Origin of the sequence: Aeromicrobium sp. 636 (assembly GCF_024433585.1) — a bacterium.
Classification (GTDB): Bacteria; Actinomycetota; Actinomycetes; order Propionibacteriales; family Nocardioidaceae; genus Aeromicrobium; species Aeromicrobium senzhongii.
In genome coordinates, this window is record NZ_WNJU01000002.1 from 831,216 (window position 1) to 843,494 (window position 12,279).

A 12,279-nucleotide genomic window follows, 5' to 3' on the forward strand; every position below is an offset into this window, starting at 1 on the left:
GAAGCACATGAGCGACAACCGACTGACCGAATGGGCACCCGAGGCGTGGGCTGAAGCCACGACCAAGGCCGCCACGCTGGCGCACGCCCTGCCGTGGTTGAAGGCCTACCACGGCAAGATCGTCGTGGTGAAGTACGGCGGCAACGCCATGACCGACGAGAAGCTCAAGCGCGCCTTCGCCGAGGACATCGTCTTCCTGCGCCTGGCCGGGTTCAAGCCGGTCGTGGTGCACGGTGGCGGCCCCCAGATCAGCGCGATGCTCGAGCGGTTGCAGATCGACTCGGAGTTCCGCGGCGGCCTGCGCGTCACCACCCCCGAGGCGATGGAGGTCGTCCGGATGGTGCTCAAGGGCCAGGTGGGCCCGGAGCTCGTCGGCCTGCTCAACACCCACGGCGACCTCGCGGTCGGCCTCTCGGGTGAGGACGGCGGCCTCTTCCGCGCCGAGCGCACGATGCCCCTCGTCGACGGCGAGCCCGTCGACGTCGGCCTGGTCGGCGAGGTCGTGGGCGTGCGGCCCGAGGCCGTGATCGACCTCATCGAGGCCGGCCGCATCCCGGTCGTCTCGACGATCGCTCCCGACGCCGACGGTCAGGTCCTCAACGTCAACGCCGACACCGCCGCGTCCGCGCTGGCCGTCGCACTGGGCGCCGAGAAGCTCCTCGTGCTGACGGACGTCGAGGGCCTGTACGCCGACTGGCCGACCAGCAGCGACGTCATCGGCGAGATCAGCCCCGAGTCGCTCGAGGCGATCCTGCCGGACCTCGCCAGCGGCATGATCCCCAAGATGACCGCCTGCCTCAAGGCGGTCCGTGGTGGGGTCAAGCGCGCGACGGTCGTCGACGGTCGCGAGGAGCACGCCGTGCTGCTCGAGATCTTCACCGACGAGGGCGTCGGCACGCAGGTGCTGGACGGAGCGCAGACCAAGATCCGGTCGGCCCTCTACACGACGAGTGCGAAGGAGCAGGCGTGAACCTCCCCGAAGGGGTCGTCATCCACGGCCGCGAGCCGCGTCCCGGCGGCCCGGAGTGGATGGAGCGGTACCGCTCGTCCCTCATGAACACGTTCGGTGATCCGCTGCGGGTGCTCGTCCGCGGCGAGGGCTCCCACGTGTGGGACGCCGACGGCAATCGCTACCTCGACCTGCTCGGTGGCATCGCCGTGAACGCGCTGGGGCACGGTCACCCCGCGATCCTCGAGGCCGTCACGAGCCAGCTGCAGACGCTGGGCCACATCAGCAACTTCTTCGCCTCGGCCCCGCAGATCGAGCTGGCCGAGAAGCTGCTCGAGCTGCTCGACGCCGGCGAGGCCGGCGGCCGGGTGTTCTTCACGAACTCCGGCACCGAGGCGAACGAGGCCGCGTTCAAGGCCACCCGGCGCACCGGGCGCACCACGATCGTCGCCGCCGAGGGCTCGTTCCACGGCCGGACGATGGGCGCGCTGGCGCTGACGTCCAAGGCCGCGTACCGCGAGCCGTTCGAGCCGCTGCCTGGCGACGTCCGGTGGGTGCCGTACGGCGATGCCGACGCGCTCGCCGCCGCCGTCGACGAGACCGTGGCCGCCGTGCTCCTCGAGCCGATCCAGGGTGAGGCCGGCGTCATCGTGCCGCCCGACGACTACCTGGCGGCCGCCCGCCGGATCACCACCGAGCACGGTGCGCTGCTGTGGCTCGACGAGGTCCAGACCGGCATCGGCCGCACCGGCGACTGGTTCGGTCACTCGCCCTCCGGGGTGCGGCCCGACCTGGTCACGCTGGCCAAGGGCCTGGGCGGAGGGCTGCCGATCGGTGCGCTCGTCGCGCTCGGCGACGCCGGCTCGCTGCTCGGGCCGGGCAACCACGGCACGACGTTCGGCGGCAACCCCGTCGCCACGGCGGCCGCTCTGGCGGTGCTGTCCACGATCGAGTCCGAGGACCTCCTCAGCGCGACGCGCAGCCGGGGCGACCAGCTCGCCGACGGCCTGGGCCGCCATGCGCGGGTCGCGGCCGTGACGGGCCGGGGACTCCTGCGCGGTGTCGTGCTGACCGAGCCGCGGGCTGCCGACGTCCAGCGGGCGGCCCTCGACGCCGGGCTGATCGTCAATGCGCCGACCCCCGACCGGCTCCGGCTCGCGCCGCCCCTCATCCTCACCGAGGACGAGGCCGCCGACGCGGTCCGGACGCTGTCGGCCGTGATCGACGAGGTGCTGGCATGACGCGGCACTTCCTGCGCGACGACGACCTGACCCCGGCCGAGCAGGCCGAGGTGCTGGCGCTGGCCGCCGAGCTCAAGGCCGAGCCCTACTCGCGCAAGCCGCTGGCCGGCCCGCAGTCCGTCGTGGTGCTGTTCGACAAGTCCTCGACCCGCACCCGGGTGTCCTTCGCCGTCGGCGTCGCCGATCTCGGCGGCAACCCCGTGGTGATGGACACCGGCGTCACGCAGGTCGGTCGCGGCGAGCCGATCGCCGACACCGCCCGCGTGTTCGGCCGCATGGCCAGCGCCGTCGTGTGGCGCACCTACGCCCAGGAGGGTCTGGAGCAGATGGCGCAGTACGCCGGCGTGCCGGTCGTCAACGCCCTCTCCGACGACTTCCACCCGTGCCAGATCCTCGCCGACTGGCTCACCGTGATCGAGCACAAGGGCGAGCTGGCGGGACTGCAGGTCGCCTACGTCGGCGACGGCGCGAACAACATGGGTCACTCGTACGTCCTGGGCGGCGCGACGGCGGGCATGCACGTCCGCGTCGGCGCGCCCGAGGGCTTCCAGCCCGATCCCGCGATCGTGGCCGACGCCGAGCGGATCGCGGCCCGGACCGGTGGTTCCGTGACGATCACGGCCGACCCCGTCGCTGCGGTCGCCGGCGCCGACGTCGTCATCACCGACACGTGGGTCTCGATGGGCCAGGAGGACGAGAAGGCCGAGCGGGTCGCCCTGTTCGGCGACTACTCCGTCACCGCCGACCTCATGGCGCAGGCGGACCCCGACGCGATCGTGCTGCACTGCCTGCCCGCGTACCGAGGGCTGGAGATCGCCGCCGACGTCATCGACGGACCGCAGTCGGTCGTGTGGGACGAGGCCGAGAACCGCGTCCATGCCCAGAAGGCGATCCTGACCTGGTTGTTGGAGCGGTCATGACGGCGCCCGGGGGCCCGGCGATGATTCCCGCGACGAAGGCGGCGCGTCAGCAGCTGATCGTCGATCTGCTGGGCTCGTGCGACGTCCACTCCCAAGGTGAGCTCGTCGAGCTCCTGCGCGAGCGGGGCGTCAACGCCACGGCCTCCACCGTCTCGCGCGACCTCGACGAGCTCGACGCGGTCCGCGTGCGCCAGGGCGACGGCACGCTCGTCTACGCCGTCCCCGGTGAGGGCGGCGACCGCAGCGTCCGCGCGGCCTCCGACTCCTCGGCGGCACAGACCCGCCTGCAGCGGCTCCTGCGCGAGCTGCTGGTCTCGGCGCAGTCGTCGGCGAACCTCGTCATCTTGCGCACCCCGCCCGGGGCCGCGCAGTTCCTGGCCTCCGCGATCGACCACGTGCAGATGACCGAGACGCTCGGCACGATCGCCGGCGACGACACGGTCATGCTCATCGCGCGCGACCCCTCCGGCGGCGAGGCCCTCGCCGCCCATCTCACTTCCCTCGCCCGTAAGGTGCCCCTCGATGACTGACTCGCCTGATCTGACCCCCGCCGTTCCCGGTTCCGCCGACGTCGAGCCCGCCGATTCGCGGCTCTGGGGCGGCCGGTTCGCCTCGGGCCCGTCGCCCGAGCTGACCGAGCTCTCGCGCTCGACCCACTTCGACTGGCGCCTGGCGCCCTACGACCTGGCCGGCTCGCGCGCCCACGCCCGGGTCCTGCACGCCGCGGGCCTGCTGTCGGACGAGGACTACGCCGCCATGACCGAGGGCATCGCCGCGCTCGACGGCGACGTCCGGTCCGGGGCGTTCCGTCCCGAGCCCGGTGACGAGGACGTGCACTCCGCGCTCGAGCGCGGCCTGATGGAGCGTCTCGGCGCCGATCTGGGTGGCCGCCTGCGGGCCGGACGCTCGCGCAACGACCAGGTCGCGACGCTCTTCCGTGCCTATCTGCGCGACCACGCGCGGCAGGTGGCCTCGCTGGTCCGCGAGCTCGTCGAGGCCATCGCCGGTCAGGCCGAGCGGCACCTCGGCGCTCCGATGCCCGGTCGCACCCACCTGCAGCACGCCCAGCCGGTCCTGCTGTCGCACCACCTGCTGGCGCACGCCTGGCCGCTCGTGCGCGACCTGGACCGCTTGCGCGAGTGGGACGCGCGCGTCGGCGCCGAGTCCCCGTACGGCTCGGGGGCCCTGGCCGGCTCGTCCCTGGGACTGGATCCCGAGGCCGTCGCAGCGGACCTGGGCTTCACGGGGTCGGCGGCCAACTCGATCGACGGCACGTCGTCGCGCGACTTCGTCTCGGAGTTCGCCTTCGTCACGGCCCAGATCGGCGTCGACGTCTCCCGCCTGGCCGAGGAGATCATCATCTGGAACACCAAGGAGTTCGACTTCGTCACGCTGCACGACGGGTACTCGACCGGGTCCAGCATCATGCCGCAGAAGAAGAACCCCGACATCGCCGAGCTGGCGCGGGGCAAGGCCGGTCGCCTCATCGGCAACGTCTCCGGTCTGCTGGCCACGCTCAAGGCGCTGCCGTTGGCCTACAACCGCGACCTGCAGGAGGACAAGGAGCCGGTCTTCGACTCGATCGACACGCTCGAGGTCCTGCTGCCGGCCTTCACCGGCATGGTCGCGACCCTGGAGTTCAACACCACCCGGATGGCCGAGCTCGCGCCGCAGGGCTTCGCGCTCGCGACCGACATCGCCGAGTGGCTCGTCCGTGAGGGCGTGCCGTTCCGCGTCGCCCACGAGCTCTCCGGCGCGTGCGTGCGCGTGTGCGAGGAGCGCGGCATCGAGCTGTGGGACCTCTCCGACGAGGACTTCGCGGCGATCTCGCCGCACCTGGCGGGCGCGTCCGAGCCCGGGGGAGTGCGGGAGGTCCTGACGGTCGCCGGCTCCATCGCCTCGCGCGACGGCCGCGGCGGCACCGCGCAGGCCCGGGTCACCGAGCAGCTGGCGGAGTTGCGCAGCCGCATCTGAGCCTCACCAGCGGTTGCGTGCCTCCTCGGCCCAGCCCACGAGGCCGTCCAGGCGGTAGCTGACGCCGCGGCTGCCCCGCGCCCAGCCGGACCACCGGCCGTACGCCTGGTGCGTGCGGGAGGCGATCACGCCGAGCTGGGTCGACGCGACCCGTCGGTGGAACGGGGTCAGGACGGCCTCGAGGTCCGGTCCGGTGACCGTCCAGGTCGATTCCGGGTCCTCGAGGTCGTACTCCCAGGTGAGGTCGTCCGTCCAGTGGTGCAGGCGCCCGTCGACGAAGAGGCCGTTCTCGGTCTGGCCCGTGCCGTCGGTCCATCGGCCACCCACCTGCAGCCCGATCCGGCGCCCCGAGACGTCACCGATGCCGGCTCCCCAGTTCCAGGTCATGCGGTAGGGCCACACGCCGCGCCCACGGTCGAGGACTCCCCAGCCGGCCAGGACGGCCTCGCGCTCACCGTCGACCTCGATGGTGCCGCTGACGGGACGGGCGACCTCCTTGAGCGTGTACTGGAAGCGGCGCGAGCTCCACGGGACGACGACGCCGAGCGCGTCGTCCCCGCCGACCGCCTCGAGCGCGACCTTGACGCGCTCGTGCTCCACGCTGATGCGCGTGCCGCGACCGTGGTCCGAGAAGGTCAGCGGCCCGCTCGACGCGGTGAACGGGGGGAGCGTGTCGGGCAGACCGGGGCGCAGCGGACCGAGGTCGGTGGTGTCGAGGCTGACCTCGCGGTGCCGCAGCCGGTCGTAGGCGTAGATCTGCGTGAGGTTCGCGTAGTCCAGGTCGGCGATCGTCAGTCCGAGCACGAAGCGGCGCGTCACGACGCCCCAGTACTCCCAACGCTTGACCCGCCCGGTCCGCGGCAGGCTGGTGCGGTGGAGGGGGCGGCGGGTCCAGCCGACGGCGTCCGGGTTCAAACGGCGACCGACCGCGAGGTCGACGGGCTGGGCGATCTCCGACATGTCCCGAAGCCTACGGCGGGCCGCAGTGCCTCCGGCGTCGCCGGCGGTCAGCGCAGGCAGCCCGGCAGTCGCGTCGAGACGGTGGTGGTGCGGACCACCGCGCCGTGCCGCAGCGTGACCGCCGCCAGCACTCGACCTCGGACCTTCGCGCGCCGCAACGCCGACTCGCGACGGGTGGTCGCGAAGGGCGCCCGCCGATCGGTCGCGATGGGCCGCTTGCCGATGCGGAACGTCGCCCGAGTGACCAGTCCGTGCCCGCCCGAGACGCTCAGCCGGACGCGTCGTTGCTGGCGCGGCCCGACGCACTGGGCACGGACCCGCAGCGACTTCGCGGCCGCGGTGACACGCTGCGCCGACGAGGGCGGCGGAGGTGTCGCCGTGCGCGGACGTGTGGTGGGAGTGGGGGTCGGCGTCGTCGGTCCCGGTGTCGCCGGCGCGGGCGTGACCACGGGCGGGGCGGAGGGACCTGCGGTCGCCGGTGCGGACTCGGCCTCGGTCGGCGGGGCCGGCTCGGCCTCGGTCGGTGAGGCGGTCTCAGGGGGCCGGATCGTCTTCAGGACGTGCGTCGCCATCGCGGACATGCCCAGGGCCGAGGGGTGCAACGGGGCGCCACCGTCCTCCAGCGCCTCGAGCCCGCGGATCCACTGGTCGGCGGGATCGGCGCAGGCCGAGTGCTCGTCCCAACCCGGCATCGCCCGCAGGTCGACGAACGTGACGTCCTCGTCGGCGGCGACGGTGCGGATCGTGTCGCTCAAGCGATCCACGACGCCCTGCAGGTGGCTCAGGTCTTCGGGGGTGGCCTGCCCGAGTCGGTCGCAGGACCGGTCGGGCACGAAGACGCCGTAGCCGATCGCGAGGATCTGGGCCCGCGGCGCCCGCCGGCGCACCTCCGCGATCGCCGAGCGGTAGACCGGGGCCAGCTCGTCGATCGCCGCGTACAGGGGCTCGACCGGCAGCTGGCTGCAGCCGACGGAGACGCAGGTCCAGGCCAGGCCGGGCACGTCCACGTCGTTGCCACCCATCGGGCCCAGGGTGACCAGGGTCGTGTCCGGCCCCAGCGCCGCGAGCTGCGGAGGGTTCCTCGTGTCGTTGGCCTGCTGGTGCGTCCAGAGGTGCGTCGTTCGGGCGGCACTGCAGCTGGCGTCGGTGAAGGACGCCACGTCGAGCTGCGCAGCCAGGAGGCTGGGCAGGTTGACCTCGCTGCGACCGCACCCGGCATCGCGTGTCCCCGGCAGGCCGGGACCTGCGACGAAGGAGTCGCCCAGGGCCACGTAGCGCTCACCGTTCGCGGTGCGGTCCCAGACGGGGGCGACCCCGCCCTCGGTGGCCGAGGCGGGCGCCACGGTCAGCAGCGGCGCGGCCAGGGCGAGCGCCGCGATCGCGGAGCGCCACGGGCTGACGGAGACGGGCATGGTGCCTCTCTCTCCTCAACACGCCGGAGACACCACATTACCTCTGGGCCTGGTGTGATTTGAGTGAAATCACCGAAACGCTCGACCCCGTCCTGCTCGGCTCAGCGCAGGCAGGGCGGACGCGGGGTCGCCACCGTGGTCCGCAGTCGGACGTTCCCGGCGCGCAGCACGACGGTGGCCCGCACGGGGCCACGCGCCGTCTGTCGCTTCACCCACCGCGCGGTGCGCGTGACCGAGAACGGGGCTCGGCGGTCGGTGCCGACCCACTGGCGGCCGACGCGGAAGGAGGCGACCGCGACGAGTCCCTTCCCGCCGGTGGTGCGGATCGTGACCTTCCTGCTCCGGCGCGGACCCGAGCAGACGGCGCGCACCCGAACGCTCGCGGCAGCCGCCTTGACCCGTCGCTCCGCCGCGCGGCGCGCGACCAGCGGGCTGATGACCTTGAGGGCCTGGGCGCCCATCTGCTCCATGCCGGTGGTCGAGGGATGCAGCGGTATGCCGTCGCCGTAGGGGTTCAGACCGCGGATCCACTGGTCGGCGGGGTCGGCGCAGGCCGTGTGCTCCCGCCAGCCCTTGATCGCGCGCATGTCCACGAAGGCGATGCGCTGCTCCCGAGCGACCTTGCCGATCGTGTCGCTCAGCCGGTCGATCATGCCCTGGAGGTAGGCGAGGTCGGCCTCCGTCGCGTTGCCGAGCGCCGCGCACCGCTCGCGGGGCACGTACGTGCCGTAGCCGACCGCGACGATCTGGGCGCGCGGGGACCTCGCGCGGACCTCGCGGATCACCCGTCGGTACACGGGGACGAGGGCGTCGATGGCGGCGGTGTACTGCTCCGGCGGAAGGGTGCTGCACCCGACGGCGATGCACTGCGTGGCCAGCTGCACCAGGCCGACGTCGTTGCCGCCCATGGTCCCCAGGGTGACCAGCGTGGTGCTGCGATCCAAGGCGTCGAGCTGTGCCGGGTTCGTGTAGCCGTTGATGACCTGCGGCTCCCAGTAGTTCTTCGTCTGCGCCGCCCCGCAGCTGGCGTCCTTGAAGGACGCCACGCGCAGGCCGGCGGCGACGAGACGGACGAAGTTCTTGTCGCTGCGCCCGCACCCGTCCAGCTGGCGCTCGATGCCGGGGCCGGAGACGAACGAGTCGCCCATGGCGACGTAACGCTCGGCCGGGACAGGCGCCTTCCGGTGTCCGGGGGAGGGCCGCTCGGCGGCGGTGGCGGGGGTCGGGGCCACCAGTGCGGCGGCGAGGGCGAGGGTCGCGACGGCGGTCAGGGAACGACGGCGGGAAGTGGACACGATGGCTCCTCGTGGGATGCAAGTGTGACGTAGATCACGTTACGCTCCCGCGAGGCAGGCCACCTGGCGAGCGTGATAGTCAGGGCCCATGCCCGAGGTCACCGAACGCGCGCGCGACCTGGTCGGCCGACTGCTGCACGGTCACGGCGTGGTCGCGCGCATCACCGAGGTCGAGGCGTACGGCGGGATCGAGGACCCGGCCTCGCACGCCTTCGTGCGGACACCGCGCTCCGAGATCATGTACGGCCCGCCGTGGCGGCTGTACGTCTACCGGATCCACGGGCACCACGCCGCGAACGTCGTGACGGGTCCGACCGAGCAGGCCGCCGCCGTCCTGATCCGCGCGGGAGAGATCGTCGAGGGCATCGAGGTGGCGCGGCAGCGCCGCGGCCCCGTGGCCGATCACGCCCTCGCCCGCGGTCCGGGCAACTTCACCAAGGCACTGGGGATCACGAGTCTGGACCTGGGAACGGACCTGCTCGAGCCGGTGCCGGTGTACCTCGGCGAGCGGGTCGATCGGCCCACGCTCGTGGCCGGTCCCCGGGTGGGTGTCCGACTCAACGCCGACGCGCCGTGGCGGTTCTGGGCCGAGGACGACCCGACCGTGTCGGCCTACCGGCGCCACCCTCGGGCGTGATCGTCGGTCTCCGACGGCTTCGCGGCCGACGGGATCTCGCAGACGCCGTCGACGCACGTGGGCGCGTCGTCGTCGCCCACCATCTCGAACGGACCGCTCATGCCGAGGCCTCCGCGACCACGCGCTCGAGCACCTCACGGAACGTCTCGGGAGCCTGCGCGCCCGAGACGCCGAGGCGACCGTCGAACACGAAGAACGGGACCCCGGTGATCCCGTAGGCGCGCGCCCGGGCGATGTCGGCGTCGACATCGGCCGCGTACCGGCCCGACTCGAGGTCGCGGCGCAGCTCCTCGCCGTCCAGGCCGACCTCCGTGGCCAGCTCGACGAGCTCGTCGATCCGTCCCACGTGGCGGCCCTGCTCGAAGTAGGCCGAGAGCAGGCGCTCCTTCAGCTCGCTCTGGCGGCCGTGCGCCTTGGCGAAGTGCAACGCCTGGTGGGCGAGGAGCGTCTTCGTGTGACGCAGCGCGTCGAAGTCGTACGACAGGCCCTCCTCGGCGGCCAGAACCGTCATCTGCTGCAGCATCTGCGCGACCTGCGCGGGGTCCATGCCCTTGTGGTGGGCCAGGAAGTCCACCTCGCTGCCCTCGAAGTCGACGGGCGTGTCGGGCGCGAGCTCGAAGCTGTGGAACTCGACCTCGACGTCGCCGTCCCAGTCGGCGACGGCACGCTCGAAGCGGCGTTTTCCGACGAAGCACCAGGGGCAGGCGATGTCGGACCAGATGTCGACCTTGACCGCACGCGGGGAGGAGTTGTTCACGCACGTGACAACACCGGGGAGCCACCCCGCCATTCCCGCGACGACGGCGATAGTCTCGCTCCATGACCATCGCCGTCGCGTACCGCCCGGACGACTACGGCCGCGCTGCGGTCCTGTGGGCCGCCGCCAAGGCCGAGGCGAACAAGGAGAAGCTCGTGCTGATCACGGTCAGCGAGATCGATCCGGAGTTCGACGAGCCGGAGGAGATCGACCTCTCCGAGTTCACCGAGCGCTTCGACCTCGAGGGCATCGAGTACGAGGTCCGCCGCGCTGCGTCGTTGTCGGTGTCCGACGTGGTCATCGACCAGGCCGTGGACTCGGGTGCCGATCGTCTGGTCATCGGCATCCGCAAGCGCACCCCCGTGGGCAAGATGCTCATGGGCCGCGTCACGCAGATGATCCTGCTCGACGCGCCGATGCCCGTCATCGCCGTCAAGCCCTGACGCGTCGACGCAGCGTCGTCGCGCCGATCCCCAGGCTCGTGAGCCCGTCGATCGCCTCGGCGGGGCTGCCCACGCCCGCAGCCTCGTGAGGGCTGCGATTCCAGCGCCGATAACCTTGGCCGTGTGACGAACCATGTGATCGACGACCTGCAGGCGCGCGGACTGATCGCGCACTCGACCGACCTCGACGCTCTACGCGCCGAGATGGATGCGGGGCCGATCACGTATTACGTCGGTTTCGACCCGACGGCCCCGAGCCTGCACGTGGGCAACTTGCTCCAGATCCTGACCGCCCGGCGCCTGCAGCTGGCCGGACACCGGCCGCTGCTGCTCGTGGGCGGATCGACGGGCCTCATCGGCGATCCGAAGCAGTCCGGTGAGCGCGTCATGAACTCCAAGGAGACCGTCGCCGAGTGGGTCGACCGGATCCAGGCCCAGGTCTCGCGCTTCGTCGAGTTCGGGGGCGACAACGGCGCGACCGTCGTCAACAACCTGGACTGGACCCAGCCGATGTCCGTGGTCGACTTCCTGCGCGACATCGGCAAGCACTTCCCCGTCAACCGGATGCTGGCGCGCGACGTCGTGGCCAGCCGGCTCGAGTCGGGGATCAGCTACACCGAGTTCAGCTACATCCTGTTGCAGTCGATGGACTACCTCGAGCTCTACCGACGGCACGGGGCGGTGCTCCAGACCGGCGGCAGCGACCAGTGGGGCAACCTGACCGGCGGCGTCGAGCTGATCCGACGGGCTGACGGCGGCAAGGTCCACGCGCTGGCCACGCCGCTGATCACGAAGGCCGACGGGACCAAGTTCGGCAAGACGGAGTCCGGCACGATCTGGCTCGACCCGGAGCTGATGAGCCCGTACGCGTTCTACCAGTCCTGGATCCAGGCCGAGGACTCGAAGGTGGGGGAGTACCTCAAGCAGTTCACGTTCCTGTCCGTCGAGGAGGTGGACGCCCTGATGGCCGAGCACGAGCAGCGGCCGGGGGCGCGGGCCGCCCAGCGCCGGCTGGCGGCGGAGCTGACCACGCTCGTGCACGGCGAGAGCGAGACCCAGGCGGCCGAGTTGGCCTCCGGTGCGCTCTTCGGCCGGGGGGAGCTCCGTGACCTGCCCGAGTCGACCCTCGCGGCCGCGCTGCGTGAGGCCGGTGCCGTGGAGGTCTCCCCGGAGACCACGCTGGTCGACGCCCTCATCGCCTCGGGACTGGCGGAGTCCAAGTCGGCCGCGCGTCGTGCCGTCGCGGACGGGGGAGCGTACGTCAACAACGAGCGGGTGGACGACCCCGACCAGACGTTCTCCGGCGACCAGTTGCTGCACGGCGGCTGGGTGGTCCTGCGCAAGGGCAAGCGCTCGGTGTCGGGCGTCCGCGTCGTCTGACCCCACGATCGCGCTCGACGGCGGTCGATCGCCGGTCTCCTCGGAGTCCGGTGGTCGGCCGCCGTTCGTCGTTGCTCGGCCGGTCACAGGGGCCTCAGGGGCCCCAACGGGCACGAAAACGACTGCGATTGCAGGTGTGACGCAGCACACCGCGGATGCGATTTGCCATCGCCGGAAACGTCTGTGTAATGTTCTTCTTGTTGCACCGAACGGCGCAGCGAAGCGCAGACCGAAGCGGTTAACGCCAGGCACTCGTGAGAGGGCCGGAGACTGGCCGCGGAAAACGTAGCGCTACATCGTGACCGACCCGG

13 protein-coding genes are annotated in these 12,279 nt (G+C 72.0%); 8 read left to right on the top strand and 5 right to left on the bottom strand.

Annotated elements, in window-relative coordinates:
• The first annotated feature begins 7 nt into the window (after positions 1-7).
• Genes argB through argH form a run of 5 tightly spaced genes read left to right on the top strand, consistent with a single transcriptional unit; the run spans position 8 to position 5,084 of the window.
• The gene (argB, locus tag GL325_RS10735; RefSeq protein ID WP_154597043.1) at positions 8-970 is read left to right on the top strand and encodes an acetylglutamate kinase; all 963 of its coding nucleotides are present in this window, start codon (positions 8-10) and stop codon (positions 968-970) included.
• 59 nt (positions 971-1,029) lie between these two features.
• Positions 1,030-2,190 carry an acetylornithine transaminase gene (locus GL325_RS10740; protein WP_187769570.1) on the top strand — a complete coding sequence of 387 codons (1,161 nt, stop codon included), beginning with the start codon at positions 1,030-1,032 and terminating at the stop codon, positions 2,188-2,190.
• Positions 2,187-3,110, top strand: coding sequence for an ornithine carbamoyltransferase (gene argF / locus GL325_RS10745; RefSeq protein ID WP_187769525.1), 924 nt, complete (start codon positions 2,187-2,189; stop codon positions 3,108-3,110). Before GL325_RS10740 ends, argF begins: the two co-directional genes overlap by 4 nt.
• The gene (locus GL325_RS10750; RefSeq protein WP_154597045.1) at positions 3,107-3,640 is read left to right on the top strand and encodes an arginine repressor; all 534 of its coding nucleotides are present in this window, start codon (positions 3,107-3,109) and stop codon (positions 3,638-3,640) included. The genes argF and GL325_RS10750 overlap by 4 nt, the downstream gene beginning before the upstream one ends.
• Positions 3,633-5,084: an argininosuccinate lyase gene (gene argH / locus GL325_RS10755; protein WP_154597046.1), complete on the top strand. Its 1,452-nt coding sequence runs from the start codon at positions 3,633-3,635 to the stop codon at positions 5,082-5,084. Before GL325_RS10750 ends, argH begins: the two co-directional genes overlap by 8 nt.
• 3 nt (positions 5,085-5,087) lie before the next feature.
• Here argH and GL325_RS10760 read toward each other — a convergent pair whose 3' ends face one another.
• The 3 genes from GL325_RS10760 to GL325_RS10770 form a co-directional block, all read right to left on the bottom strand.
• Complete coding sequence (locus tag GL325_RS10760) at positions 5,088-6,044, bottom strand: DUF2804 domain-containing protein (RefSeq protein ID WP_154597047.1); 957 nt, start codon at positions 6,042-6,044, stop codon at positions 5,088-5,090.
• Between the two features lie 47 nt (positions 6,045-6,091).
• Positions 6,092-7,456: an SGNH/GDSL hydrolase family protein gene (locus tag GL325_RS10765; RefSeq protein ID WP_187769526.1), complete on the bottom strand. Its 1,365-nt coding sequence runs from the start codon at positions 7,454-7,456 to the stop codon at positions 6,092-6,094.
• A gap of 101 nt (positions 7,457-7,557) precedes the next feature.
• Positions 7,558-8,751, bottom strand: coding sequence for an SGNH/GDSL hydrolase family protein (locus tag GL325_RS10770; protein ID WP_187769527.1), 1,194 nt, complete (start codon positions 8,749-8,751; stop codon positions 7,558-7,560).
• Between the two features lie 88 nt (positions 8,752-8,839).
• Here GL325_RS10770 and GL325_RS10775 point away from each other — a divergent pair, with 88 nt between their 5' ends.
• The gene (locus GL325_RS10775) at positions 8,840-9,388 is read left to right on the top strand and encodes a DNA-3-methyladenine glycosylase (RefSeq protein WP_154597050.1); all 549 of its coding nucleotides are present in this window, start codon (positions 8,840-8,842) and stop codon (positions 9,386-9,388) included.
• Here the strand turns inward: GL325_RS10775 and GL325_RS10780 are convergent.
• A complete protein-coding gene (locus tag GL325_RS10780) occupies positions 9,364-9,489 on the bottom strand; it encodes a hypothetical protein (RefSeq protein ID WP_255499461.1) in 126 nt (41 codons plus the stop codon). The genes GL325_RS10775 and GL325_RS10780 overlap by 25 nt on opposite strands.
• The gene (locus GL325_RS10785) at positions 9,486-10,145 is read right to left on the bottom strand and encodes a DsbA family oxidoreductase (protein ID WP_255956038.1); all 660 of its coding nucleotides are present in this window, start codon (positions 10,143-10,145) and stop codon (positions 9,486-9,488) included. The genes GL325_RS10780 and GL325_RS10785 overlap by 4 nt, the downstream gene beginning before the upstream one ends.
• Positions 10,146-10,207: 62 nt before the next feature.
• Between GL325_RS10785 and GL325_RS10790 the strand changes: the two genes are divergently transcribed.
• Entirely contained in the window at positions 10,208-10,588 is a 381-nt protein-coding gene (locus GL325_RS10790; protein WP_154597052.1) for a universal stress protein, read from the top strand.
• A 123-nt stretch (positions 10,589-10,711) separates the two neighbouring features.
• The gene (gene tyrS, locus GL325_RS10795; RefSeq protein ID WP_187769529.1) at positions 10,712-11,968 is read left to right on the top strand and encodes a tyrosine--tRNA ligase; all 1,257 of its coding nucleotides are present in this window, start codon (positions 10,712-10,714) and stop codon (positions 11,966-11,968) included.
• Positions 11,969-12,279 lie beyond the last annotated feature (311 nt).